Annotated in this window: 22 protein-coding genes; 19 read left to right on the plus strand and 3 right to left on the minus strand. The window is 63.7% G+C overall.

Annotated features, from left to right (window positions below; all coding sequences use genetic code 11):
* Positions 1 to 95 precede the first annotated feature (95 nt).
* The 18 genes from IWY39_RS22080 (at position 96) to IWY39_RS22165 (ending at position 20044) form a co-directional block, all read left to right on the plus strand.
* Entirely contained in the window at positions 96 to 1232 is a 1137-nt protein-coding gene (locus tag IWY39_RS22080; RefSeq protein WP_107124523.1) for a bile acid:sodium symporter family protein, read from the plus strand.
* Positions 1229 to 2563, plus strand: coding sequence for an AtzE family amidohydrolase (locus IWY39_RS22085; protein WP_107124524.1), 1335 nt, complete (start codon positions 1229 to 1231; stop codon positions 2561 to 2563). Before IWY39_RS22080 ends, IWY39_RS22085 begins: the two co-directional genes overlap by 4 nt.
* On the plus strand, positions 2563 to 3912 hold the full coding sequence (locus tag IWY39_RS22090; RefSeq protein ID WP_107124525.1) for an NCS2 family permease: 1350 nt from the start codon (positions 2563 to 2565) through the stop codon (positions 3910 to 3912). The genes IWY39_RS22085 and IWY39_RS22090 overlap by 1 nt, the downstream gene beginning before the upstream one ends.
* A complete protein-coding gene (locus IWY39_RS22095; RefSeq protein ID WP_107124526.1) occupies positions 3909 to 4826 on the plus strand; it encodes a 5'-methylthioadenosine/S-adenosylhomocysteine nucleosidase in 918 nt (305 codons plus the stop codon). Before IWY39_RS22090 ends, IWY39_RS22095 begins: the two co-directional genes overlap by 4 nt.
* A 4-nt stretch (positions 4827 to 4830) precedes the next feature.
* A complete protein-coding gene (locus IWY39_RS22100) occupies positions 4831 to 6414 on the plus strand; it encodes a gamma-glutamyltransferase family protein (RefSeq protein WP_107124685.1) in 1584 nt (527 codons plus the stop codon).
* Positions 6408 to 7643 carry an allantoate amidohydrolase gene (locus IWY39_RS22105; RefSeq protein WP_107124527.1) on the plus strand — a complete coding sequence of 412 codons (1236 nt, stop codon included), beginning with the start codon at positions 6408 to 6410 and terminating at the stop codon, positions 7641 to 7643. The genes IWY39_RS22100 and IWY39_RS22105 overlap by 7 nt, the downstream gene beginning before the upstream one ends.
* Positions 7630 to 8868: a pyridoxal-phosphate-dependent aminotransferase family protein gene (locus IWY39_RS22110; RefSeq protein WP_107124528.1), complete on the plus strand. Its 1239-nt coding sequence runs from the start codon at positions 7630 to 7632 to the stop codon at positions 8866 to 8868. Before IWY39_RS22105 ends, IWY39_RS22110 begins: the two co-directional genes overlap by 14 nt.
* On the plus strand, positions 8865 to 9740 hold the full coding sequence (gene puuE, locus IWY39_RS22115) for an allantoinase PuuE (protein ID WP_107124529.1): 876 nt from the start codon (positions 8865 to 8867) through the stop codon (positions 9738 to 9740). The genes IWY39_RS22110 and puuE overlap by 4 nt, the downstream gene beginning before the upstream one ends.
* Positions 9737 to 10117, plus strand: a complete 381-nt coding sequence (gene hpxZ, locus IWY39_RS22120; RefSeq protein WP_017182013.1) for an oxalurate catabolism protein HpxZ — start codon at positions 9737 to 9739, stop codon at positions 10115 to 10117. The genes puuE and hpxZ overlap by 4 nt, the downstream gene beginning before the upstream one ends.
* Entirely contained in the window at positions 10114 to 10554 is a 441-nt protein-coding gene (gene uraD, locus IWY39_RS22125; RefSeq protein WP_107124530.1) for a 2-oxo-4-hydroxy-4-carboxy-5-ureidoimidazoline decarboxylase, read from the plus strand. Before hpxZ ends, uraD begins: the two co-directional genes overlap by 4 nt.
* A complete protein-coding gene (locus IWY39_RS22130) occupies positions 10551 to 11969 on the plus strand; it encodes an FAD/NAD(P)-binding protein (RefSeq protein WP_107124531.1) in 1419 nt (472 codons plus the stop codon). Before uraD ends, IWY39_RS22130 begins: the two co-directional genes overlap by 4 nt.
* Positions 11966 to 12298: a hydroxyisourate hydrolase gene (uraH, locus tag IWY39_RS22135; RefSeq protein ID WP_107124532.1), complete on the plus strand. Its 333-nt coding sequence runs from the start codon at positions 11966 to 11968 to the stop codon at positions 12296 to 12298. The genes IWY39_RS22130 and uraH overlap by 4 nt, the downstream gene beginning before the upstream one ends.
* A 1-nt stretch (position 12299) precedes the next feature.
* Entirely contained in the window at positions 12300 to 13727 is a 1428-nt protein-coding gene (gene xdhA / locus IWY39_RS22140) for a xanthine dehydrogenase small subunit (protein ID WP_107124533.1), read from the plus strand.
* Positions 13720 to 16029, plus strand: a complete 2310-nt coding sequence (xdhB, locus tag IWY39_RS22145; RefSeq protein ID WP_107124534.1) for a xanthine dehydrogenase molybdopterin binding subunit — start codon at positions 13720 to 13722, stop codon at positions 16027 to 16029. The genes xdhA and xdhB overlap by 8 nt, the downstream gene beginning before the upstream one ends.
* Positions 16026 to 16946: a xanthine dehydrogenase accessory protein XdhC gene (gene xdhC / locus IWY39_RS22150; RefSeq protein WP_107124535.1), complete on the plus strand. Its 921-nt coding sequence runs from the start codon at positions 16026 to 16028 to the stop codon at positions 16944 to 16946. Before xdhB ends, xdhC begins: the two co-directional genes overlap by 4 nt.
* Entirely contained in the window at positions 16943 to 18253 is a 1311-nt protein-coding gene (guaD, locus tag IWY39_RS22155; RefSeq protein ID WP_107124536.1) for a guanine deaminase, read from the plus strand. Before xdhC ends, guaD begins: the two co-directional genes overlap by 4 nt.
* On the plus strand, positions 18250 to 19254 hold the full coding sequence (locus IWY39_RS22160) for an adenosine deaminase (RefSeq protein ID WP_107124537.1): 1005 nt from the start codon (positions 18250 to 18252) through the stop codon (positions 19252 to 19254). The genes guaD and IWY39_RS22160 overlap by 4 nt, the downstream gene beginning before the upstream one ends.
* A 94-nt stretch (positions 19255 to 19348) precedes the next feature.
* Entirely contained in the window at positions 19349 to 20044 is a 696-nt protein-coding gene (locus IWY39_RS22165) for an HAD family hydrolase (RefSeq protein ID WP_107124538.1), read from the plus strand.
* Here IWY39_RS22165 and IWY39_RS22170 read toward each other — a convergent pair.
* The 3 genes from IWY39_RS22170 to IWY39_RS22180 form a co-directional block, all read right to left on the minus strand.
* On the minus strand, positions 20041 to 20619 hold the full coding sequence (locus tag IWY39_RS22170; protein ID WP_017182003.1) for a TIGR00730 family Rossman fold protein: 579 nt from the start codon (positions 20617 to 20619) through the stop codon (positions 20041 to 20043). The genes IWY39_RS22165 and IWY39_RS22170 overlap by 4 nt on opposite strands.
* Entirely contained in the window at positions 20619 to 21149 is a 531-nt protein-coding gene (locus IWY39_RS22175; RefSeq protein WP_107124539.1) for a phosphoribosyltransferase, read from the minus strand. The genes IWY39_RS22170 and IWY39_RS22175 overlap by 1 nt, the downstream gene beginning before the upstream one ends.
* Before the next feature lie 78 nt (positions 21150 to 21227).
* Positions 21228 to 22163: a LysR family transcriptional regulator gene (locus tag IWY39_RS22180; protein WP_026149555.1), complete on the minus strand. Its 936-nt coding sequence runs from the start codon at positions 22161 to 22163 to the stop codon at positions 21228 to 21230.
* A 317-nt stretch (positions 22164 to 22480) separates the two neighbouring features.
* On the opposite strand from IWY39_RS22180, the gene IWY39_RS22185 reads away from it, so the two are divergent.
* On the plus strand, positions 22481 to 24961 hold the full coding sequence (locus tag IWY39_RS22185; RefSeq protein WP_107124540.1) for a TonB-dependent siderophore receptor: 2481 nt from the start codon (positions 22481 to 22483) through the stop codon (positions 24959 to 24961).
* The last annotated feature ends 12 nt before the right edge of the window (positions 24962 to 24973 follow it).

Raw genomic sequence — 24973 nt, forward strand, 5'->3', positions numbered from 1 at the left:
CGGGCATGTTTCGCCCTGGGGTAAGCGCTTTTTTGCAACGATCCGTGCAAGTCATTCTATTGGATCGGTAGGGCAGGATCGGCCTAAAGGGGGCCATGGCCCGCCTGTCAAAGCCTTCCTTCCTGCCAGACCCGTTTCTGCTCTGCCTGATCGCGACGGTGGCAGGGGCGTCTTTCGCACCGGTGCGCGGCGCGGCCATACCCTGGGTGGAGGCAGCGACGGACTTTGCGATCGCATTGCTATTTTTCCTGCACGGGGCGAAATTGTCGCGCGCTGCGGTGCTTGCGGGGGCTGGCAACTGGCGGTTGCACCTCTACGTGCTGGCCTCGACCTATATGCTTTTTCCGGCGATCGGCCTCAGCCTCGTCGCCCTTTTGCGCGGCTATGGCGATGGCTTGCTGCTGACCGGCCTCCTCTATCTCAGCCTGCTGCCATCGACGGTCCAGTCCTCGATCGCCTTTACCGCCATAGCGGGTGGCAATGTCGCTGCGGCGGTATGCAGTGCATCCCTGTCCAATATCGTCGGCATCATCCTGACGCCGCTTCTGGTCGGCCTGTTCATGGCGATGGATGGCGGAGGCAGCGGCTCTTCCTGGCATTCGGTGCAGGCCATCGCGCTGCAATTGCTGGTGCCCTTTCTGGCGGGCCATTTGTTGCGGCCCTGGATCGGCGCATTCATCGATCGCCACAAAAAGCTGTTGATGCCGGTCGATCGCGGGTCGATCCTGCTGGTCGTCTATACAGCGTTCAGTGCCGCCGTGGTCGGTGGTATCTGGTCGCAGGTGGGCATTGCGGACCTGTTGCTGCTATTGCTGCTCAGTCTGTTGATGCTGATCATCGTAATGGGCGCGAATCTGGGGCTTGCGCGCCTCGTCGGCCTGCCGCGCGCGGACATGATCGTCTTGCTGTTCTGCGGGTCCAAGAAAAGCCTGGTATCGGGCGTGCCGATGGCAGGCGCGCTTTTCCCCGCAGCACAGGTTGGCGTTATCATCCTGCCGCTGATGATCTTTCACCAGATCCAGCTGTTCCTCTGCGCCGCGCTGGCGGGGCGTTTTGCGCGAGGCGGCGCAAGGCTTCAACGCCCGGTGCTGCCGCGCACCGGGGCAGAGATTGAGGGTGCTGCGCAGAGGCTGGGCATGACCATCGCTAAACCCTGCATGGCGGGCGTCAGCGCCAATCTGGCGCTGCTGGATCGTCATGCCGACACCTTGTTTGCGGCTGGAAAAGCGTGAAGCAGGCCGTCGAGATCGCCGCCGCTGTCCGGTCGGGACAGACCAGTGCCATGGCCGTGCTGGAGCAATGCCTGGCCGGATTGGCGGCCGAAGGCGGGCGACTGGTCGCGGTGACGCGCATTCTGGCCGATCGCGCCCGGTCGGAGGCAGCCGCCGTCGATGCCGCCATCGCGGCAGGGCACGAAGCCGGACCATTGGCGGGCGTGCCCTATGGCGTGAAGGATCTGTTCGATGTGTGCGGCCTGCCCACCACGGCCGGGTCCAGCCATTATGCCGATGCGCCGCCAGCGCAATCCGATGCGGAGGCCATATGCCGTCTGCGCGCTGCCGGGGCGGTGCTGGTCGCGACGCTCAACATGGATGAATTCGCCTATGGCTTCGCCACCATCAACGCGCGGCACGGCACGACCCGCAACCCCCATGCTCCTGACCGGCTGGCTGGCGGATCATCGGGGGGATCGGCGGCGGTCGTGGCAGCGGGGCTTCTGCCCTTCTCGCTTGGCTCCGACACCAATGGATCGATCCGCGTTCCCGCCAGCCTGACCGGCATTTACGGCATCAAGCCCAGCCATGGCGCGCTGCCGATGGGCGGGATATTCCCCTTTGCCGACAGTTTCGACGATATTGGTCCCTTCGCCGTCTCCGTGGCGGATATGCGGTCGATCTGGGACGTGCTGGCCGAAAGCCAGGCAGCGCAGGACGATCCGATCCGCATCGCGCGATTGGGCGGGCGGTTTCGTGACAATGTCGATCCCGATCAGATCGCCGCGATGGATGCCATTGCGCCAGACGCACCCCTTATCGAACTACCCGACATTGCCCGCGCGCGCTCTGCCGCTTTCCTGATTACCGCAGCGGAAGGCGGCAGATTGCATCGAGAGGCGCTCACCCGCGACGCCATGGCGTTCGATCCTGCCACGCGGGACCGGTTGATCGCAGGGGCGCTGTTGCCCGACGCCCTCTATGACGCGGCGCAGGCGTTTCGCGCGGAATATAGGCAACGCATCGCCGACATCATGGCGGACTATGATGTGCTGCTGGCCCCCGCAACGCCCTGTCCCGCGCCGCTGATCGCCGATCCGCAGATATTGATCGACGGCGCGCTGTCGCCAGCCCGCGCAGACCTGGGCATTCACAGCCAGCCGATCAGCTTCACCGGCCTGCCATCGCTCAGCGTGCCGCTGCGCCGTCCGGGTCGCTTGCCACTGGGGCTGCAACTGATCGGCAGGGAAGGGGGCGAAGCCACATTATTCCGTTTCGCCGCCCTATTGGAAGACAAGGGGCTGACCGGCATAACATGGCCAGCGGGCGCATATCAGGGGGACGCATAATGACGGACGTGGCGGTACAGCCGAGGACAGGAGGGCTCGAACGCTATTTCGGCCTGTCGGAACGGGGCACGTCGGCCCAGACGGAGGTGCTGGCCGGTTTCACCACCTTCCTGACCATGGCCTATATCGTGCTGGTCAATCCCGCCATTTTGGGACAGGCGGGGATGCCGATTGCAGCGGTGGCGGCGGCGACCTGTTTTGCCGCAGCCTTTGGATCGATCCTGATGGGGCTGGTCGCCAACACGCCGCTGGCGCTGGCGCCGGGCATGGGCCTCAACGCCTATTTCAGCTTCACCGTGGTGCAGCAGATGGGCGTTCCCTGGCCGGTTGCGCTGGGTTGTGTGTTCATTTCAGGGATCGCCTTCCTGATCCTGACGCTGACCGGCGTACGGCAGATGATCGTCGCGGCCATCCCGATGCATCTGTTCGCCGCGGTCGCGGGCGGGATCGGCCTGTTCATCGGGTTTATTGGCCTCAAAAATGCCGGGATCATCGTCGCCAATCCCGCGACTTTCGTGGCATTGGGCGACTTGAAGGCGCCCGGCGCCGCTCTGGCCCTGTTCGGCCTGCTGGTCATCGGCGTGCTCAGCGTCTGGAACGTGCGCGGCGCGATGCTGATCGGCATCGTCGCGACCACTTTGGTAGGATGGCTATGTGGCCAGGTCGTCATCAATCCGGAACCCTACAGTCTTGACGCCCTGACCGGCACCGCCTTCCAGCTTGACCTGTCGGGCGTGTTCGGCCTGACCGGCAGCCATGGGCTGGGCCTCCTTGAAATCCTCTTCGTCTTTCTCTTCGTAGACCTGTTCGACAATATCGGCACGCTGGTCGCGGTGACCAAGCGGGCGGGACTGATCGACAAGGCGGGTCGCATTCCCGGCCTCAATCGCATCCTTATCACCGACGCGGCGGCCACGATCGTCGGATCGGTCGCAGGGACCAGCACCGTCACCTCCTATGTCGAAAGTGCGGCGGGCGTGCAGGCGGGCGGGCGTACCGGGCTGACCGCTGTGGTCACCGGCCTATTATTCCTGGCGACCATGTTCGTTGCCCCCTATGCCCAGATCGTCCCGCTGGCCGCGACCGCGCCCGCGCTCATCGTCGTGGGCGGGTTGATGCTGTTGCCGCTGACTGAAATCGAGTGGGAAGACCCGCTTTCGGCCATTCCTGCCTTTCTGACCGTGGCGATGATCCCGCTCACTTTCTCGATCGCCAACGGCCTTGCCTTTGGCATCACGGCCCATGCGATATTGAAGCTGTTGCGCGGCACGGCGACACGCGCTGACTGGTTCCTGTTCCTGCTCGCTGGCCTGTTCGTCGTCCGCTTCATCTGGATGAGCGCAGCATGATCCGCGCGCTCTTCCTCGCCCTATGCGCGCTGTTGCTGCCCCTGTCCGTGCAGGCAAAGCCGCTCGACCGGACCCCGCGCACCGTGGTCATGACCGCCTTTGCGCCAGAATGGGATGCGCTCGCTCATACCGTCGCCAAGCCCCGAACCTATAAGGTCAACGGCCTCACTTTCCTGACCGGCACCATGGCGGGCAAGCCGGTGCTGCTGATGCAGAGCGGCGTCAGCATGGTCAACGCCGCAATGAATACCCAATTGGTACTGGATCGTTTCACGGTGAAGCGGATCGTCTTTTCCGGCATCGCAGGCGGGGTCGATCCGGCCCTGTCGATCGGCGATGTCATCGTCGCGGAAGATTGGGCGCAATATCTGGAAGTGTCCTTCGCGCGCCAGACGCCGCAGGGCTGGATTGTCCCCGAACCTGTCGATGCCGACGCGCCGCCGCCCTTTGGCATGATGTTCCCGCGCGGGGTTCGGCTGGGCAATGCGACCGACGCACCGCGCCGCCATTATCGGCAGACCGTCGATCCGGCATTGCTGGCGATCGCCCGCAAAATCGCGCCGGGCCTTACCCTGCGCCGTTGCACGGAAGGGCAGGCGACCAGCGCAACCTGCCTCGCGCATGAACCCAAAATCGTGGTTGGCGGCACGGGCGTCAGCGCCGGGGTCTATGCCGACAATGCCGAATTTCGCGACTATCTGGCCAAGGCGTGGAAAGCGCGCGTTCTGGACATGGAAAGCGCGGCGGTGGTGCAGGTCGCCTATGCCAATCAGGTGCCGGTCATCGTGTTCCGCAGCCTGTCCGATCTGGCCGGGGGAGACGCAGGCGCGAACCAGATGACGACGTTCATGGCGCTGGCATCGGTCAACAGCGCCGATGTCGTGCGCGCCTTCGTTGCTGCACTGCCGGACTAGGATGATGGCGCTTTCCACCATCAGCGGCACGAACGGCATGGTAACCGCCCCCCATTTTCTGGCGGCGCAGGCGGGTTGCGATGTGCTGAAGGACGGGGGCAACGCCGTTGAAGCCGCCGTTGCCGTCGCAGCCACGCTGGCTGTGGTCTATCCCCACATGACCGGCATCGGCGGGGACAGTTTCTGGCTGGTTGCCGAACCGGACGGCGCGGTCCACAGCGTCCATGGCTGCGGCAGTGCAGCCGCTCGTGCGGACCTTGGCCTCTATGCCGGGATGGACGCGGTGCCGACGCGCGGGCCGCTCGCCGCCAATACGGTGGCGGGAACAGTATCGGGCTGGGCGGCGATACTGGAAAGCGGCGGGGGCAGGCTGCCCCTGTCCCGTCTGTTGCGCGACGCCATCCACCATGCCGATACTGGCGTGGCGGTGACCAGTGGCGGCGCGGCCATTGCAGCGGTCAAGGGCGCGGAACTGCGCATCCAGCCCGGCGCCTATGCCGCCATCTTCGAGCCGGAAGGCCGCCCGTTGCGCGAAGGCGACAGGCTGCTCCAGCCCGCCCTCGCCGCGACGCTGCGGCGGATCGCCGACGATGGCCCGACCGATTTCTACGCCGGCGCGCTGGCCGATATGGTCGCGCTGGATCTGGCGGAACTGGGCAGCCCGGTTGGTCGCGACGATCTGGCCGCGCATCAAGCAAGCCGACCCGCGCCGCTCAAGACCCGCATCACCGGCATTGACCTCTACAACAGCGCCCCGCCGACGCAGGGCTTTGCGTCGCTGATGATCCTCGCCTTGTTCGACAGGCTGCGCGCGGCGCAGGCGGACGGCTTTGACCATGTCCACGGCCTGGTCGAGGCGACCAAGCAGGCCTTTCTGCTGCGCGATTCCCATGTCGGCGACCCCGCTTTCCATGATTTCGACTATCAGGGCCTATTGGACGATCCGGCCGCGCTGGACGCCATCGCCGCCTCGATCGACCCGGCCCGCGCCTTGCCCTGGCCCCGCCCGACGGCGCAGGGGGACACATGCTGGTTCGCCGCCGCAGACAAGGACGGGCGCATGGTAAGCGCCATCCAGTCTACCTATTTCGAGTTCGGATCGGGGCTGGTGCTGCCACGCACCGGCATCACCTGGCAGAACCGGGGTAGCAGCTTTCGTCTGGCGGCTGATGGCTGGAACGCGCTTCGGCCCGGACGCAAGCCGTTCCATACGCTCAACCCGGCGCTTGCCCGTTTCGATGATGGGCGCGTCATGGCCTATGGCACGATGGGCGGGGAGGGGCAGCCCCAGACCCAGGCTGCGCTCTTCTCCCGCTACGCCCGTTTCGGCGTCGATCTCCAGCAGGCGATCAACGCGCCCCGCTGGCTGCTGGGACGGACATGGGGTGAGAACAGCACGACATTGAAGCTGGAGGACGGGTTCGACGACAAGCTCTACACCGATCTTGCGGCGGCGGGCCATGATGTCGAGCGTGTTGGCCCGCTGACCGCGATGATGGGCCATGCCGGGGCGATCGTTCGCCATGGCGATGGCCGCCTGGACGGCGCAACCGATCCGCGCAGCGACGGACAGGTGGCGGCATGGTGAGCGGAGGCGCAAGAGCGGTGGCGCGCTGCGACGCACTGGGCGTCGCGCCCTATAGCGACATGGAGCACGGCCTCTATCGCGGCTATCTGACCACGGCCTATGCCGCGGCGCAGGAAGCGCTCGCCGGATGGATGGCGCAGGCGGGCATGGCCGTGCGCCGCGATGCCGCCGCCAACCTCATTGGTCGCTATGAAGGCACGTTGCCCGGCGCGCCCGCTCTGCTCATTGGCAGCCATCTCGACAGCGTGCGCGATGGGGGGCGCTATGATGGGCCGCTTGGCATCATGCTCGGTATTGAGGCCGTGGCGGCCCTGCACCAGAATGGCCAGCGCCTGCCTTTCCCGATCGAAGTCATCGCTTTTGGGGATGAGGAAGGGTCTCGCTTTCCCGCCGCCATGCTCACCAGTCGTGCGGTTGCGGGGACGTTGGCTCTCGACGCACTCGACCTTGCCGATGCGGACGGCGTGTCGCTGGCGCAGGCGGGCGTCAACCTCTCCGACTATCTGTCCGCGGCCCGCGCGCCCGGCTCGACCCTTGCCTATCTTGAAGCCCATATCGAACAGGGGCCGGTGCTGGAGGCCGAGGGACTGGCCGTCGGAACAGTGACCGGGATCGCCGCCCAATTGCGCTATCAGGCGATCGTCAAGGGCATGGCCGGTCATGCAGGCACGAGTTCGATGCCGCTGCGGCGCGACGCGCTGGCTGGCGCTGCCGAAATGATCCTGGCGACCGAGGGGATCGCGCGCGCCGATGCGTCCGATCTGGTCGCGACGGTGGGACGGATAGAGGCGATGCCGGGCGCGCCCAATGTCATAGCAGGCGAAGTCCGCTTCACGATCGACATAAGATCAGGTGACGCGGCGCGGCGCGATCGGGCGGCGGAAGCGATATGCGATGCGCTGGCCGGCATAGCCGATCGCCGCGATCTAGATTTCGCGATCCAGAGCGTCCATGACCTGCCCGCCAGCCCGTGCGACGTGGCGCTCATGGACCTGATGGACACCGCCATCGCGGCTGTGGGGCATCCGGTCCGTCGCCTCGTATCGGGGGCTGGGCATGACGCCATGGTCATGGCAGCGCTCTGTCCTACGGCCATGCTCTTCATCCGTTGTCGACACGGTATCAGCCATAATCCGGCCGAACATGTCGACCCCGCCGACGTTGATGTGGCATTGCAGGTCATGCTTGGCTTTATCGACCGATTGGGAGCAACATTTGACCCCGCTTGATCCTCTGCTCTTTGGCGAAATCGACCCGCCGCAACGCCTGTTGATGGGGCCGGGGCCGGTCAACGCCCATCCCCGCGTGCTGCGCGCCATGGCGGCCGATCTGCTGGGTCAGTTCGACCCGGAAATGACCGGCTATATGAATCAGGTCATGGCGCTCTATCGCCCTATTTTCGGCACGCAGAACCAATGGACCATGTTGATCGACGGGACAGCCCGCGCGGGGATAGAGGCGGCGCTGGTGTCGCTGGTCGCGCCGGGCGACACGGTGCTGGTGATCGACTTTGGTCGCTTCGGGCTGCTGCTGCGTGAAATATTGACCCGTATCGGCGCGGTCATCGAAACCGTCGACGCGCCCTGGGGCGAAGTCGTGCCGATGGAGGCGGTCGCCGCCGCCATCGCCCGCACCGGCCCCAGGATCGTGGCCTGCGTTCATGGCGACACGTCCACGACCATGGCCCAGCCACTCGATGGCCTTGGCGACCTGTGCCGGGCGGCTGGCGCGCTCTGCTATGTCGACGCGACCGCCACCATCGGCGGCATGGAAATTGCCGCCGATCGATGGGGCGTCGATGTCGTGACTGGCGGGCTGCAAAAATGCCTTGGCGGCCCGTCCGGTTCTGCCCCCATCACCATTTCGGATCGCGCGGCAGATCATATTTTCGCCCGACGCCATACCGAAGCGGGCATCCGCAGCGCCGACAGCGTCGATGGCGCAGGCCCGCGGATCGCCTCCAACTATTTCGACCTCGCCATGATCATGGATTACTGGTCCGACAAGCGGTTGAACCATCATACCGAAGCCACATCCATGCTGTACGCAGCGCGGGAATGTGCGCGCGTGATGCTGGGGGAGGGGCTGGAGGCGCGCTATGCCCGCCACGCCGCCGCAGGCCGGGCCATGAGCGCAGGGTTGCGGGCCATGGGCCTTACTTTGTTTGGCGATGACATCCATCGCATGACCAATGTGACCGGCGTGTTCATCCCCGATGGCGTCGATAATGACCGGGTCCGGGCCGCCATGCGCGATCATTTCGAAATTGAGATCGGCACCGCCTTCGGGCCGTTGCAGGGCCGCATCTGGCGGATGGGCGCGATGGGCTACAATGCCATGAAGCATAAGGTGTTGATAACGCTGGGCGCTCTTGAAGCCTGCCTGCTGCGCGAAGGTTTCGCCCTGCCGCCCGGTGAAGCGGTCCCGGCAGCGCTGGAGGCATGGGACGCATGACGCTCTCCCGTGACCTGATCGGCTATGGCCAGCACCCGCCAGACCCGCGCTGGCCCGGTGGCGCGCGCATCGCGGTCCAGTTCGTCGTCAACTATGAAGAAGGCGCGGAAAATTGCGTCCTCAACGGTGATGGAGGGTCCGAAGCCTTCCTGTCGGACATGGTCGGGGCGGCAAGCCACCCGGCGCGGGCCATGGCGATGGAAAGCCTGTATGAATATGGCAGCCGCGCGGGTTTCTGGCGCTTGCATCGCCTGTTCACCGAACGCGGCCTGCCCGTGACCATATTCGGCGTCGCCAATGCCATGGCGATGAACCCCGGTGCGGTGGAGGCCATGCTGGCGGCGGATTGGGAAATCGCCAGCCACGGCCTTAAATGGATCGACTATCAATATGTCCCCGAAGAGGTGGAACGCGCCCATATCGCACAGGCCATCGCGCTCCACGAAAGGCTGACCGGCACTCGCCCGCTCGGCTGGTATCAGGGCCGCACGTCGCCCAACACCGCGCGGCTGGTGCGCGAAGAAGGTGGCTTCGTTTATGACGCGGACAGCTATGCTGACGACCTGCCTTATTATGCAGAAGGGCAGCTGATCGTCCCCTACACGCTCGACGCCAACGACATGAAGTGCGTCGCGCTCAACGGCTTTACCGATGGCGAGCAGTTCTTCCGCTATCTGCGCGACACGTTCGATCAGCTTCGTGCCGAGGGTGGCCGGATGATGTCGGTCGGCCTGCATGGCCGCATCGCCGGGCGACCCGCCCGCGCCGCCGCGCTCGCCCGCTTCCTGGACCATGTCATCGCCAGTGGCGATGCTTGGGTCGCCCGGCGCATCGACATTGCCCGCCGCTGGATGGAGGTCCACCCCGCATGACCATAGACGATCCGATCCTGCTTGCCGAAGTCACCGCCGCCTTCATGGAATATGAGCGCGCGCTGATGGCGGATGATGTGCCTGCCATGGACGGGCTGTTCCATGACGCGCCCACCACCAACCGTTATGGCGTGGGCGAAGTGCTCTATGGCATTGAGGAGATCCGCGAATTCCGCAAGGGCCGCGGCGGATCGCCGCAGCGCAAGCTGGGGAAGGTGGCGATCACCGTCTATGGCGACAGTTTCGCTACCGCCGACGCCGAATTTTTCCGCGACAATAGCGAGCGGCGTGGCCGCCAGACCCAGAGCTGGGTCAAATTCGCAGATGGCTGGAAGGTCGTATCGGCCCATGTCAGTCTGGAGGGCAACACGCATTGACTGCGCTGTTCGAACATAGTCCCTGGGTCGAGGCGCGCGCTGACGCGCGGCCATCGTCGGGAGACCGTCATGCCGACCTGATGGCGGTTGTCCATGACGCGACGCCCGACGAACAATTGGCGCTGATCCGCGCGCATCCCGAACTGGCGGGCAAGGCGGCGATTGACAAGACACTGACCGATGCCTCCGCTGCTGAGCAGGCGTCGGCGGGATTGGATCGACTGACTCCGCCAGAATATGCGCGTTTCCACGCCCTGAACGCGGCCTATCGCGCACGCTTCGATTTCCCCTTCATCATCTGCGTGCGGCTGACCGACAAGGCGGGTATATTGGCCGCCATGGAGCAGCGGCTCAGCCATGGGCGCGACGAAGAGATCGCAACCGCCCTTGCCCAGATTGGCGAGATCGTCCGGCTGCGGCTGGAGGATATGGCATGAGCCTGGCCGCGCTGGAATCCGAGCTGGCCCGGCAACTCGTCCTGATCGGCCATGGCGGCGCGGACTGGACCCGCCCGCGCGCGCATCCGGACGGGCATGTCCATGACGTCATCATCGTCGGCGGCGGGCAGAGCGGCCTGGCCGCCGCCTTTGGTCTGCTGCGCGAGCGCGTGTCCAACATCCTGGTCATCGACGAAAATCCTGCCGGGATGGAAGGTCCATGGGACACTTATGCGCGGATGATAACCCTGCGCACGCCCAAGGAACTCAACCCCATCGATTTCGGTATTCCGGCGCTGACCTATCGCGCCTGGTGGGAAGCGCAGCATGGCGCGGCGGGCTGGGACGCGGTCGACAAGATCGCACGTGGCGACTGGATGGCCTATCTGCGCTGGTATCGTCGCGTCTTGAACCTGCCGGTGCGCAACGACACGAAACTCTCCCTGATCGAGCCGATGGGGGATGGCCTTTACCGCCTGCATCTGGACGGCCAGCCGCCACTGCTGGCGCGCAAGGTGGTGCTGGCGACCGGCATACAGGGCGGTGGCGAATGGCACACGCCCGCCATGATCCGCGACGCCCTGCCCCGCGACCGCTACGCCCATACCAGCGAACCGATCGACTTTGCCGCGCTCGCTGGCAAGCGCATCGGCATATTGGGGGGAGGGGCCTCGGCCTTCGACAATGCCAATGCGGCGCTGAGCCTCGGCGTGGGTGAGGCGCATGTCTTTATACGTCGCGCCGTGCTGCCGCGCATCAACCCGATCCGCTTCATGGAACGGGTCGGTTTCACCGGGCGCTATCCCGCGCTGTCAGACGCGGACAAATATGCGGTGATGGCGTCGTTCCTGGGCCATAACCAGCCGCCCACCAACGACACGTTCGATCGCGCAGCCGCCTGGCCCGGCTTCGACCTTCATCTGGGCGCGCCCTGGCTGTCGGTCGATCTGGTCGACGATCAGGTATGCGTGACCACGCCGCAGGGGACGCATGATTTCGATTTCGTGATCCTGTCGACCGGCCTTGTCAGCGACCCCGGCCTGCGCAGCGAACTGGGCGCGGTCGCGCCGCATATCGCGCGCTGGGCCGATCGCTTCACCCCTGCGCCCGGCAGCGCCAATGCGCTGATCGATACGCATCCTTATCTGGGCGAGGGCTTTGAACTGACCCCCCGGACCGAAGCTGGCGCAGCGGCATTGCACGGCCTGTTCGCCTTCAACTATTCAGCGCTCATCAGCCTTGGCCTGTCGGCATCCGCCCTGTCGGGCCTGCAAACCGCGCTGCCCCGGCTCCTGCGCGGCATCACCGACCAGCTTTTTCTGGATGATCGCACCGCGCTGGTCGCTGATCTGCTGGCCTATGATGAAGCGGAATTTGTCGGGCAGTGGCCGAAACCTCAAGAGGAGGCAGCATGATGGCCAGCCTGTCCACCCATGTCCTCGACACCAGCCATGGCTGCCCCGCCGCCGCCGTCGCGCTGCGCCTGCTCCATAGCGACGGGACGATCCTGTTCGCCGGTGTGACTGATGCCGATGGCCGCTGCCCCGGCCTGCCGCCGGTCGCGCCGGGACGCTATCGGCTGGAATTCGCGATTGCCCGCTATTTTGCCGGGCGCGGCGTTGCTCTGCCCGATCCGCCCTTCCTCGACACCGTCATCATCGATTTCGGCATTGCCGATGGGAACCATTATCACGTTCCCTTGCTCGTCTCGCCCTATGGCTATTCAACCTATCGGGGCAGTTGAAATGAGCGTGCAGTTCCTGCTGGATGGCGATCTGGTCGAGATCGCCGATGTCGATCCCACCGCTACCCTGCTCGATCATCTGCGCTACAGGATGCGCCGCACCGGAACCAAGGAGGGCTGCGCAGAGGGCGATTGCGGTGCCTGCACCGTGCTGGTCGGCGATCTGGATGGCGACGCTATCGTCTGGCGCGCGGTCAATGCCTGCATCCTGTTCTTGCCGATGCTGGATGGTCGCGCACTGCTGACCGTCGAAAGCCTGGCGCCTGCTGGCACGCTTAATCCGTTGCAGGCGTGCATGGCTGCCAATGGCAGTTCGCAATGCGGCTTTTGCACGCCGGGGTTCGTCATGTCGCTCTATGGCCGCTGCGTCGGGGCAAGCGGGCATGACCTGCCGGTCGCCGATGTGCTGGCGGGCAATCTGTGCCGTTGCACAGGCTATGGCCCCATCCTGGCCGCGGCCGATGCCACCGGGCCGCTGGAGCGGGACGACACTCCAACCGCGGTCGCGCTGAAGGCGTTGCGCGAACGGCCCGCCGCATCAGGCCAGCATGGCGATCGCCGCTGGTTCGCGCCGCGCAGTGGAGCCGACCTTGCCGACCTGCTCGCCGACCATCCCGATGCGCGCATGGTCGCGGGCGCCACCGATGTGGGCCTTTGGGTGACGAAGGGATTGCGGAGCATCGACACGCTGATTTTTCTCGGCGACGTTACCGAATTGCAGACGATCGAGGAAAGCCCTGCAGGCGTCCGGCTGGGCGCGGGGGTGCGCTATGCCGACGCCCACGCCGCCTTTGCGCGCCTCCATTCCGATCTGGGCGAACTTACCCGCCGGATCGGCGGGCTTCAGGTGCGTAATGCCGGGACGGTCGGCGGCAATATCGCCAATGGATCGCCCATCGGGGACGGACCGCCTGCCTTCATCGCGCTTGGGGCGGAACTGACGTTGCGCAGCCGGGACGGGCGACGGACGATGGCGCTGGAGGACTATTTCCTCGACTATGGCAAGCAGGATCGTCGCCCCTGGGAATTTGTCGAAAGCCTGTGGATTCCGCGACCCGATCCCCAAGCCATCATCCATATCGCCAAATTGTCCCGCCGCTTCGACAGCGATATTTCGGCGGTCTGCGGTGCATTTCATCTGGCGGTCGCTGACGGGATCGTGACCGGCGCGCGTGTCGCCTTTGGCGGTATGGCGGCCACGCCGCGCCGGGCGCCGATGTGCGAAGCCGCGCTGACGGGTCAGCCTTTCACGCTGGGAACGGTGGAAAAGGCGGCTGACGCGCTGCGCGCCGACTATGCCCCCCTCTCCGACGTTCGCGGGTCCGCTGCCTATCGCCTCGACGCCGCCGCCAATCTGCTGCTGCGCCTCTGGCACCGGGAGCAGGGGCAGGCCGTGTCGGTGCTTGGTCTGGAAGCCGTCCATGGCTGATCGCGATCCTGCATGGCATGTTCTGCCCAAGCCCTCGCACCCGCATGACAGCGCGCCGCTCCATGTCACGGGCGCGGCCCGCTATGCCGATGACGGGCCGGAACCTGTCGACATGCTCCATCTGGCTTTTGGCCAGAGCGCCCATGCCCATGCCCGCATCCAGTCCATGGACCTGTCCGCCGTCCGGGCGGCCGAAGGTGTCGTGCATGTCTTTACCGCCGCCGACATCCCCGGCGCGAATGACGTCAGCCCCGTCGCAGGCGACGACCGGCTGCTGGCCGATGGCGAAGTGATCTGCGTTGGACAAGCCATCTTCCTGGTCGCCGCCACCAGCCAGCGCGCGGCGCGCAAGGCTGCACGGCTCGCCAGGATAGATTATGAACCATTGCCCGCCTGCCTGACGATCGCGGCGGCGCAGGCGGCCAAGTCACTGATCGAGCCGACCCAGCGGATGGCGCGCGGTGATGCTGCTGCTGCGCTGGACAGCGCACCCCATCGGCTGACCGGCAGCTTCGATATGGGCGGGCAGGATCATTTCTATCTGGAGGGGCAGGTCGCTGTCGCGACACCGGGCGAAGATGGCCAGATTCATCTGCTCTGTTCCACCCAGCATCCCAGCGAAATCCAGCATCTGGTCGCCCATATGCTGCATCGCCGCTCCGCCGACGTGACGGTGGAGGTACGCCGCATGGGCGGCGCCTTTGGTGGCAAGGAAACGCAGGCGGCCCTGTTCGCCGCGGCGGCCGCGCTGGTCGCGGACAAAACGGGCCGCCCCGCCAAATTCCGCTGCGACCGGGACGATGACATGGTGATGACGGGCAAGCGGCACGCCTTCCGCGTCACCTATGATGTCGGTTTCGACGCGCAGGGCCATGTGCTGGCGCTGCATTTGCGCCTCGCCTCTCGCTGCGGCGCCACGGTCGATCTGTCCCCGGCGATCAACGACCGGGCGATGTTCCATGCCGACAATTGCTATTGGCTGCCGGACGTCGAAATCCTGTCGGAACGGCTCAAGACCAATACCGTGTCCGACACGGCCTTCCGTGGCTTCGGCGGGCCGCAGGGGATGCTGGCGATAGAGCGCGTCATGGACGATGTCGCCGCGCATCTGGGCCATGATCCGCTGGCGGTGCGGTGCGCCAATCTCTATGGCCCCGGTCGCGATGTCGCGCCCTATGGCATGACCATCGCGGACAATATCGCACCGCAACTCATCGCCCGGTTGCGCGCCGACGCCCGTTATGACGCGCGCAGTGCCGCAATCGATGCCTTCAACGCCACCAGCCCGATCATCAAGCGCGGCATAGCCCTAACCCCGGTCAAGTTCGGGATCAGCTTTACCACCACGCACCTCAATCAGGCCGGCGCGCTGGTGCTGGTCTATGCCGACGGGTCGATCCAGATCAATCATGGCGGCACGGAAATGGGGCAGGGGCTGTATATCAAGGTGGCGCAGGTCGTCGCTGACGTCTTTGCCGTGCCGATCGACCAAGTGCGGATCACTGCCACGCGCACCGACAAGGTGCCCAATACGTCGGCCACCGCCGCCTCGTCCGGTGCGGACCTGAACGGCATGGCCGCCTATCAGGCGGCGATGACGATCCGCGAACGGCTCACCGGGTTCCTTGCCCGCACCTTCGGCTGCCCCGACAGCGAGGTGCATTTTACCCCCGAAGGCGTGATCGCGGGCACCGAGCGGCTGACCTTCGCACATCTGTGTCGCAAGGCGCATATTGGCCGTGTTTCGCTTGCCGCCACCGGCTATTATGCGACTCCCGACATTGCCTACGACCGGCAAGCGCATCAGGGACGCCCTTTTTATTATTTCGCCTATGGCGCTGCCGTGTCCGAAGTCGCGATCGACACACTCACCGGCGAGCATAGGGTGCTGGCCGTCGACATTCTCCACGATGTCGGCCGTTCGCTCAATCGCCAGATCGACATCGGCCAGATCGAGGGCGGCTTCATCCAGGGGCAGGGCTGGCTGACGACCGAGGAACTGGTCTTTGACGATCAGGGCCGCTTGCTCACCCATTCGCCCGCGACCTACAAAATCCCGACCGCGTCGGATCGCCCCGCCCATATGACGATCAGCCTGTGGGATGGGGAGAATGTCGAGCCGACGATCAATCGGTCCAAGGCGGTCGGTGAGCCGCCCTTCATGCTCGCCATATCAGTCTTTTCCGCCCTGACCCGCGCCGTCGCGGCAGTTGCGCCGGATGTTCGCGCGCTGCCCCGTCTTGACGCCCCCGCCACGCCCGAACGCATATTGCGTGCGGTCAGCGAGCATCGCGCGCGATGAGCGAGTGGCTGGACTGGCTGCGGCACTTTGCAGGCAAGACACCAAGCGCCCTGATCACCATCCTGGGCAGCGAAGGCTCCGCCCCGCGCGGGGCGGGGACGCGCATGCTGGTCACGCATCAGGGGCTGCACGGCACCATTGGCGGCGGTCAGCTCGAATATCGTGCGGTCGAACAGGCGCGCGCCATATTGGCGCTGCCGCCGGGCCAGTGGCGGGTGCAGGATTATCCGCTTGGGCCGCTGCTGGGCCAATGTTGCGGCGGCCGGGTACGGTTGCTCATTGAACATTGCGATCCTGACGCCATGGGCTGGCTGGCGGATGCCGCGGACGATCGAATTCTCGTTTCGACGTTCCAATCCGACCGGGTGGAAAGGCGTGTGGGGGATCATGCCGTGCCGTCGCCCCCGTCGGCGCGGGGCGACCGTCCCCGTGCGGGCGACTGTCTGGCGGAAATTATCGGTCAGTACCGTCGGCCACTCTATCTGTTCGGTGCGGGTCATGTCGGTCAGGCAATCGCCCGCCACGCTGCAAACCTGCCATTCCTCCTGTCCTGGTTCGACACGCGCCCGGTTTTCGAGACGATCGATGAGGTCGCCGTCGTGCCGGAGGCAGCAATAGAACAATGTGTGGCCGACGCGCCTGACGATGCCGCCATCCTCATCCTGACGCACGACCATGGCCTCGACTATCGCCTGACCCACGCTGCGTTGAGCCGTCCGCCTTGCGCCTATGTCGGCCTGATCGGCTCCGCCACCAAGGGCGCGCGTTTCCATACGCGGCTGACGCGCGATGGCATCGATGCACAGGCCCGCGCCCGGCTTACCTCGCCGATCGGCGTGCCGGGGGTCATGGGCAAGGAACCCGATGTCATCGCCATCGCCGTCTTGGCCCAACTGCTGCAATTGAAGGCCGGATGATGCAGATGGCCAAGGGAATCAAGGGCTTTCGCGGCGAAATTCTGTCAGTGTCTCGCGATCCGTATCGTCATCCTGACGCCGTTCGCCACGAACCGGATGGGTTGTTCATTGTAGAGGACGGCCTCATCGTCGCGCGTGGCGACTATGCAAGTCTGGCACCCAGCTATCCGGGCATCCCGATCGACCATTTGCCCGGCCTTGTCGTCCCCGGCTTCATCGACGCCCATGTCCATTATGCGCAGATGGATCATATCGCCTCGCACGGCGAACAGCTGCTTGACTGGCTGGATCGCCATATTTTTCCTGCGGAAAAAGCGTTTGCTGACCATGCCCATGCCGCCAGCCTGGCGAACCTGTTTCTGGACGAGTTGCTGCGCAACGGCACGACCAGCGCGCTTGTCTTTCCTACCGTCCACGCGCATTCGGTCGACGCGCTGTTCGACGCAGCGCTCGACCGGAACATGCGTATCCTGTCAGGCAAGATCTTGATGGATCTGGGGCCGGACGGGCTGGCGGACATGCCGGAAAGCGGGCGGGACGAAAGTGAAGCGCTGATCCGCCGCTGGCGGGGGCGGGGACGGCTGGGCTATGCCGTGACGCCGCGCTTCGCCCTGACGTCGTCGGACGCGCAGTTGCAGGTCGCTGGCGCATTGCTGGCCGATCATCCCGATATATTGCTGCACACGCATCTGGCCGAAAATCTCCGCGAATGTGCCGCCGTGGCTGACCGCTTCCCGACGGCACGCGACTATCTCGATGTCTATGATCGCTTCGGTCTGGTCGGTGCCCGGTCGGTTTTTGCCCATGGCGTCCACCTGTCGGACCATGCCTGCACACGCCTGGCGGAAAGCGGCGCGGGAATCGCCGTCTGCCCCAGTTCCAACCTGTTCCTGGGCTCAGGCTTTTTCGACTTTGGTCAGGCCGATGCCCATGGCGTACGGATTGGCCTTGGCACCGATGTCGGCGCGGGCACATCCTTCTCGCTGCTCCATACGGCGGGTCTTGCCTATCAGGCCGCCCTGTCGCGCGACTACCCGCTCGATCCCTTCCGCGCCCTTTATCTGGCGACAGCGGGCAGCGCCACGCTTCTGCATATCGACGATCGGGTCGGCGGGCTGGAGCCGGGGCAGGAAGCGGATTTCATTCTGCTCGACTGTGCGGCCACGCCGTTGCTAACGCGCCGCACGGCAAAGGCCACGCTTGCAGAGCGCCTCTTCGCGTTGCAAATCCTGGGCGACGACCGCGCCATCGCGCGGACCTACATCATGGGCCAATGCGCCTGGGACCGACAAGGCACTGCATCATGACCGATCTCGACCGCTTCATCCGCGCTCTGCCCAAGGCTGAACTTCATTTGCATATCGAAGGCAGTCTGGAGCCGGAACTCATGTTCGCGCTGGCCGAGCGCAACGGCGTCGCCATTCCCTATGCCAGCGTGGAGGATGTCCGTGCGGCCTATGCCTTTGGCAATTTGCAGGATTTTCTCGACATCTATTATGCCGGGGCAGACGTGCTGCGGACGCAGCGGGATTTCCACGATCTCGCCGCTGCCTATTTCGATCGCGCGGCGGCGGATGGCGTGGTTCACGCCGAACTTATGTTCGATCCGCAGACCCATACAGATCGCAGCATCCCTTTCGCCACGGTTATCGAGGGCCTGCTGTCCGCTATGGCCGACGCGCAGGCGCGCCATGGGATCAGCAGCGCGCTCATCCTCTCCTTCCTGCGTCATCTGAGCGAAGAGGCAGCCTTCGAAACGCTGGCCGCCGCCGAGCCCTGGCTCGACCGGATCGCCGCCGTCGGCCTCGATTCATCCGAAACCGGCCATCCGCCCGAAAAATTTGCCCGCGTTTTTGCCGCGGCGAGGGCAAAGGGCCTGCGCCTCACGGCCCATGCCGGAGAGGAAGGGCCGCCCGCCTATGTCTATCAGGCGCTCGACCTGCTTCAAGTCGACCGGATCGACCATGGCAATCGCGCGCTGGAAGATGATGCGCTGGTCGACCGGCTGGTACGCGAAGGCATGACGCTCACGGTCTGTCCGCTCTCCAACCTCAAGCTGTGCGTGGTCGATGATCTGGTCAACCATCCGATCGACCGGATGCTGGACCGCGGCCTGCGCGCGACGATCAATTCGGACGATCCCGCCTATTTTGGCGGCTATATCGCCGACAATTATCGCGCGGCCGCCGTAGCGCGTGGCCTCACCAGGGCGCAGTTGGGCCAGCTTGCCCGAAACAGCTTCACCGGCTCCTTCCTGCCGCCCGAGGCCATCGCCGCCCATCTGGAACGGTTGGATGCCCTGTTATGAGGCTGCCTGGAGTCCTTCTTTCGCTGTTTATGGCGATCAACGCTCTATGTCGATTATAACAGCCAGTTCGGCTGCTCAACGCTAGGATAAGGACATGACGATCAGGCTCATCTGTCTGGATGCCGACGACACGCTCTGGCACAATATGCGGCATTTCAACGCGACCGAAGAGGCGCTGGTGGCGATGCTCCAGCCCTTTGCCGACGCCGACATCGCCCGCGACACGCTTAATGCCTGCGAAGGGCGCAATCTCAAACTCTATGGCTATGGGGCCAAGGGTTTCACGCTTTCGATGATCGAGACCGCGGCGGAACTGGCCGGAGACCAGATTTCCAAATCGATGATCGAGGATATTCTGGCAGCCGGGCGCGCGCTGCTGGCCCATCCGGTCGACCTGTTCGACGATGTCGCCGACACGCTCGACGCGCTGGCCCACCGGGGTCGGCTCGTGCTGGTGACGAAGGGCGACCTGTTGCACCAGGAATCGAAACTCGCAGCTTCAGGCCTGGGCGACCTGTTCAGCGGCATTGAGATCGTCAGCGACAAGACCGAAAATACGTTCCGCCGTGTGTTCGGCCAATATGGCGCCGCTCCGCACGAAGCCATCATGGCGGGGGATTCGCTGCGGTCGGACATTCGCCCCGCGCTGGAGGCTGGCGCCTGGGCCGCCTATATCCCGCAGGAGGGGGCATGGGTCCATGAAATCGCCGACACGCCAGCCGACCATCCCCGCTTCCGCCAGATCGATCGGCTGGCCGAACTGCCTGCCCTGATCGACACCATCGGCTAAACGTCGTCGTCGCCCAGCCAATGCTCTGTCTGCGGCGGCAGATATTGCGCCATGCGGTCCAGCAATATGTCCGGGTCATTGTCGATCAGCAACATCGCCCGATGCCGGGGCTGGAGGAAACCCTCCGCGACGACAGAATCGATGAAGGTCGACATGGGCGTATAGAAGCCATTGACGTTGAGCAGCCCGCACGGCTTTTCATGATAGCCAAGCTGCGACCAGCACCAGGCCTCGAATATCTCCTCCAGCGTCCCGATGCCGCCGGGTAGGCACAGGAAACCGTCGGCAAATTTCGCCATCATCGCCTTGCGCTCATGCATCGTTTTGACGACATGCAGTTGCGTGATGCCCGGATGGTCATGTTCGCGCGCGCGCAGCGCTTCGGGAATGACGCCGATCACCTCGCCGCCCGCAGCGCAGACCGTATCGGCGATCACACCCATCAGCCCGACGGTCCCGCCGCCATAAACCAGGCCAATGCCCCGCTCGGCCAGCAGCGTGCCGACCCGCTCGGCAGCTTCGCGATAGACAGGCGAGTTGCCGGGCGAGGAGCCAAGATAGACGCAGATCCGCATCAGGCCAGCCGTTCCGGCACGGAAAGCGCCTCTTCAACGATCGTACCCTTTGCGCCGACCGCTTCCCAGGGAAACACGAACCAGCGCTTGTCCTCGTCCCGGTCGATCATCTCCGCCCAATAATCCACCGTCACGCGCGACCGGCTGTTTGTGATGATGACGGCAAAGCGCAGATTGTCGCCATTGCAGCCATTGTCGGCCAGCAACCGCCGCACATAATCGATCGTGCCGCCGCTATCGTTGATGTCGTCGACGAACAGCAGTCGCTGGCCCGCCGCGCTCTTCGCCGCGACCTTGGCCAGCAATTCGTCGGCAAAGCCGGGTACCTTTGAACTATGGTCGATCGACAGCATAGGCAATTCGGTCTGATGCGAGATATAGACCGCAGGCACCAGCCCGCCACGGCCGATGCCGATGATGAAATCGGGTGTCCAGTCGTCCTGTTCAACCTGTCGCGCCAGCATTTGCACGTCGGCGACAAAGGCGTCGTTGGAGATATAGTGGAGCTGAGGCTCGGCAGTGTGGCTCATGACAGAAGGTCCGTTGACGGTCTGGAAAGATTGTCCGTTATCGGGTCTGCACACTTTGGGCAATTGGCTGAGGGGCCGTCATGTCATGGCGGGACCGTCGATCGATATGGGATAGCTGAGTTGCGGGAAGCCGTTTTCGATTTCCTGCAAGGCTATGCCGGCCGCATAGGATGGCGTGCGCGCCGATGCGGTACACAGCGCCAGCGTCATTGGCCGCAATATCGGGTCGGAAATTTTGGTGAAGGACAGAAGGCCGCGCTGCACCTCGGTAATGACGTCGAGCGATGTCAGTACGCCGATGCCGATACCCTGCAATACAAGCGACGTGATCATCTGGATATTGTCCGATGACACGGCCCGGTCGATCACCACGCCGGTCGTCCCTTCCAGCACCGAAATCTGCTCATAAACCGCCAATGGCTCAGCTGGCACGATCAACCGTGATCCCACGCAGCTGGAAAACCGGGCTTCCCTCTTGCCGCCCAGTGGATGGCCGGTCGGCGTGACGAAGCCCAGCACGACCTCCACGAAGGATCGGACGGCCAGGTCGCGCACGGTCTGCGGCTCGAAAAATATGCCGAAATCCACCTCTCCGCGCACCGTCGCCAGCCGGGCTGCGTCATTTTCCAGTACCCGCACGCCGATAGTGATGCCGGGATATTTGCTTTGCAGCGCCCGGATCGCGGCGGGGATATAGCCTTTGGCCAGGGCGTCGATGACCGCAATATCGACATGTCCGCGTTTCAGCCCGCGCAAATCCTCTATTTGCGCGCGAACATCCGCCATGTTTTTCTGCCATTTGGTGCCCGCCGCCATCATGATCTCACCCGCAGCAGTCAGGCGCAGGCCGGTCGGCAGCCGCTCGAACAGCGGCATGCCCAGATTGGCCTCGACATTCAAAATCTGACGATCGATCGCTGACGCTGACACGTTCAGTTCGTCCGCCGCGCGTCGGATCGAGCCCAATCGGCCTACCGCTATGAAATAGCGCAAGAAACGTGAAAGTGCCGGCATACCCACCCTATTTTTTGCAACACTGCGTCGAATTCATTGCATTTGATCGCACCACGTCAAGCCCCTAGTTGCAATGCACACCACATCGTCCGGCGGCGATTGGCGGGGATCATGGCTGTGCATGCTGCAATGCACCGTCGCGAAAGGGGTGCGCCCAAGGCGCCTTGCGACTGCGGCAGGAGCCGACCGTGAAAATGGATAGAGCTGGAATTTCTCAATGAAATCCAGCCGACGATCAAATGGGAGAGGAACAGGGAGAATTAACAGCAGGGCGATCAATATGGGCCGCCCTGTTTCAAGAGGGGGGTATCTTATTCATGGCGAATATTGATCGCTTGCGCGGACAGCACCTTGTCGCACCGCGTCCGGACCGTTGCAGTCGGCCTTTTGGCGTGATCGCCGCCGGTCTTATGGCCTGTACCGCACTGACGACACCGGCCCTGGCGCAGGATGCCGTCCCAAGCGATGCGTCAGAGCCGGGAGCCGAAATCGTCGTTACCGGCGCGTTGAACGCGCTGCCCGACAAGGATGTCGGATCGATCTTCGGTTTTGCCAAGACATTGGTTGAAACGCCCCGTTCGGCCTCGACCGTCAGCAGCGAACAGATTGAGCGCTTCGGCATCACCGACATTTATGATCTGGTCGCTCAGGCGCCGGGTACCTTCACCAACAGCTTCTTCGGCGTCGGCGGTGCGCTCGACATTCGCGGTACGCCCGGCGAAGTCTATTTTCGCGGCGTTCGTCGCCTGGATAATCCCGGCAACTATCCCACGCCCATTGGTGCATCCGACCGGATCGACATTGTGCGCGGCCCGGCCTCGCCCATTTATGGCCCGTCCAAAACCGGCGGCTATATGAACTTCGTGCCCAAATCCGCGCGCGTGAAGGATGGTTCGTTGCTGACCGGGCCGGAGGGTGAAATCAGCTACACGACCGGCAGTTGGAACCGCAATGTGCTGAAGGCAGAACTGCGCGGCCCGGCGAAGATCGGTACGGCCGAATTCGGCTATAGCCTCTATGCCGAGGTTGAGGATAGCGACAGCCATTACGACAATATGTCGACCAACCAGACGATCCTGCAAGCCGCGTTTGACAGCCAGATCACCGACAATTTCCGCATTGAATTTGGCGGCATGTACCAGAAATATTCGGGTCAACAAAATGGCGGATGGAACCGTCTGACTCAGGCTCTGGTCGATGACGGCACCTACATCACCGGATCGGCCCAGCCGGTCGATACCAATGGTGACGGACAGGTATCGCAGCAGGAATTCACCGCGATCGGCGATTTCAACCCGTTCGGTTCCTTCGGTTGTGGCGGCGGCAGCGTCTTTGCCAACGCGTCCAATAATGACGCCTGCTATGCGACCAACTACCCCTGGCTTGGGCTTACCAACGTCGGCACGACAAAGCTCAGCCGGAAGAAAGTGCTGACCGGCAAGAATGATCTGTTGGTGAACAAGGCCAAGACCGCCTATTTCGACATGATCTACACCGCCGACAACGGGCTGGAGATCAAGAACCAGTTTTTCTATGACGGCATCGATAATGATAACGAAAATAGCTACGGCTTCTCCCAGTTTCATAAAAGCTGGGTGATCGAGGACAAGATCGTTATATCGAAAAGCTTTGATAGCAGCGCGGGTAAATTCTCGTTCCAGCTGTCGCCTTCGGTACGCTACACCAAATTCCTGCACGGCGATGATTTCGATTTTGAATATTTCCACCGCGTCGACCTGACCAAGGGCTATGACGCGCTGTCGGATCGTCTGCTGTCGACCGAATGCGACTGCGATTATTCCAATTATCTCAAGGGCCATTATACCGACTATGGCTTTGCGGGCTTGGCCGACCTTGATTTCAACTTCGGCTTGGGCCTCATATTGGGTGCCCGCTATGACGATATCAGCGTCAATTCCAGCTTCATCCCGACCAAGATGAACAATGTGCCCGCCGTTACTTCTGCCAAGGGCAGCAAGGGCGGCTGGTCCTGGACGGCAAGCGCGTCTTACAAGATGCCCTTCGGCCTGATCCCCTATGCCACTGCTTCACGCCAATCGACGGTGATTGCGGGCCAGGGCTCGGAGATCGATGCCGGCACGGTGGCCGCCAACGGCTTCATTACCGCGTCCAAAATGGTTGAAGGTGGCGTCAAGGGCAGCTGGCTCGGCGGTCAGCTCTATGCCGCGCTGTCGGTGTACAAGCAGGAGCGCACCGATCACAATATCCAGTCGTCCACAGTCAACCAGTCGGTACAGACAAAGGGGCTGGAAGCGGAATTCCGCTGGTCGGTTGATCGGCATTTCCTGATTACCGGCGCCTATACCAAGACGAAGGTGGTCAACCTGACCTTCCTGGATAGCGGCACGGCGTTCAGCTTTCTGGGCTATGAGGATCTGAAGGCCTATCTGAACGACCCGTCGCTGATCTTTGGGGGTCAGCCGGGGGCATTGCTGCCGATTGGCAGCAAGAATGACGCGCGTCGTGCTGGCATCCCTGAAAATCTCTATTCGTTGACTGGCACCTATTCGTTCGACAACGGCCTTGCGCTCAGCGCCAGCGTCGTGAAAGTGGACTCGGTCTTTTCCGGCCAGTCGCAGGCGGTCAAGCTGCCGGGCTATGCGCTGGTCGATCTGGGCGCGTCCTATCAACTGGACAATTGGCTGTTCCGCTTCGTGGTCAAAAATGCGACCAACGAGAAATATTTCCGAGCCAACTTCACCGAATTGTTCGGCAGCACGATCGTCCTGCCCGAACGGCCGCGCAGTTTCCAGGCGACGGTGTCGTACAAATTCTGATGATTATGGAAG

Source organism: Sphingobium sp. JAI105, assembly GCF_015752145.1.
GTDB lineage: Bacteria > Pseudomonadota > Alphaproteobacteria > Sphingomonadales > Sphingomonadaceae > Sphingobium > Sphingobium xenophagum.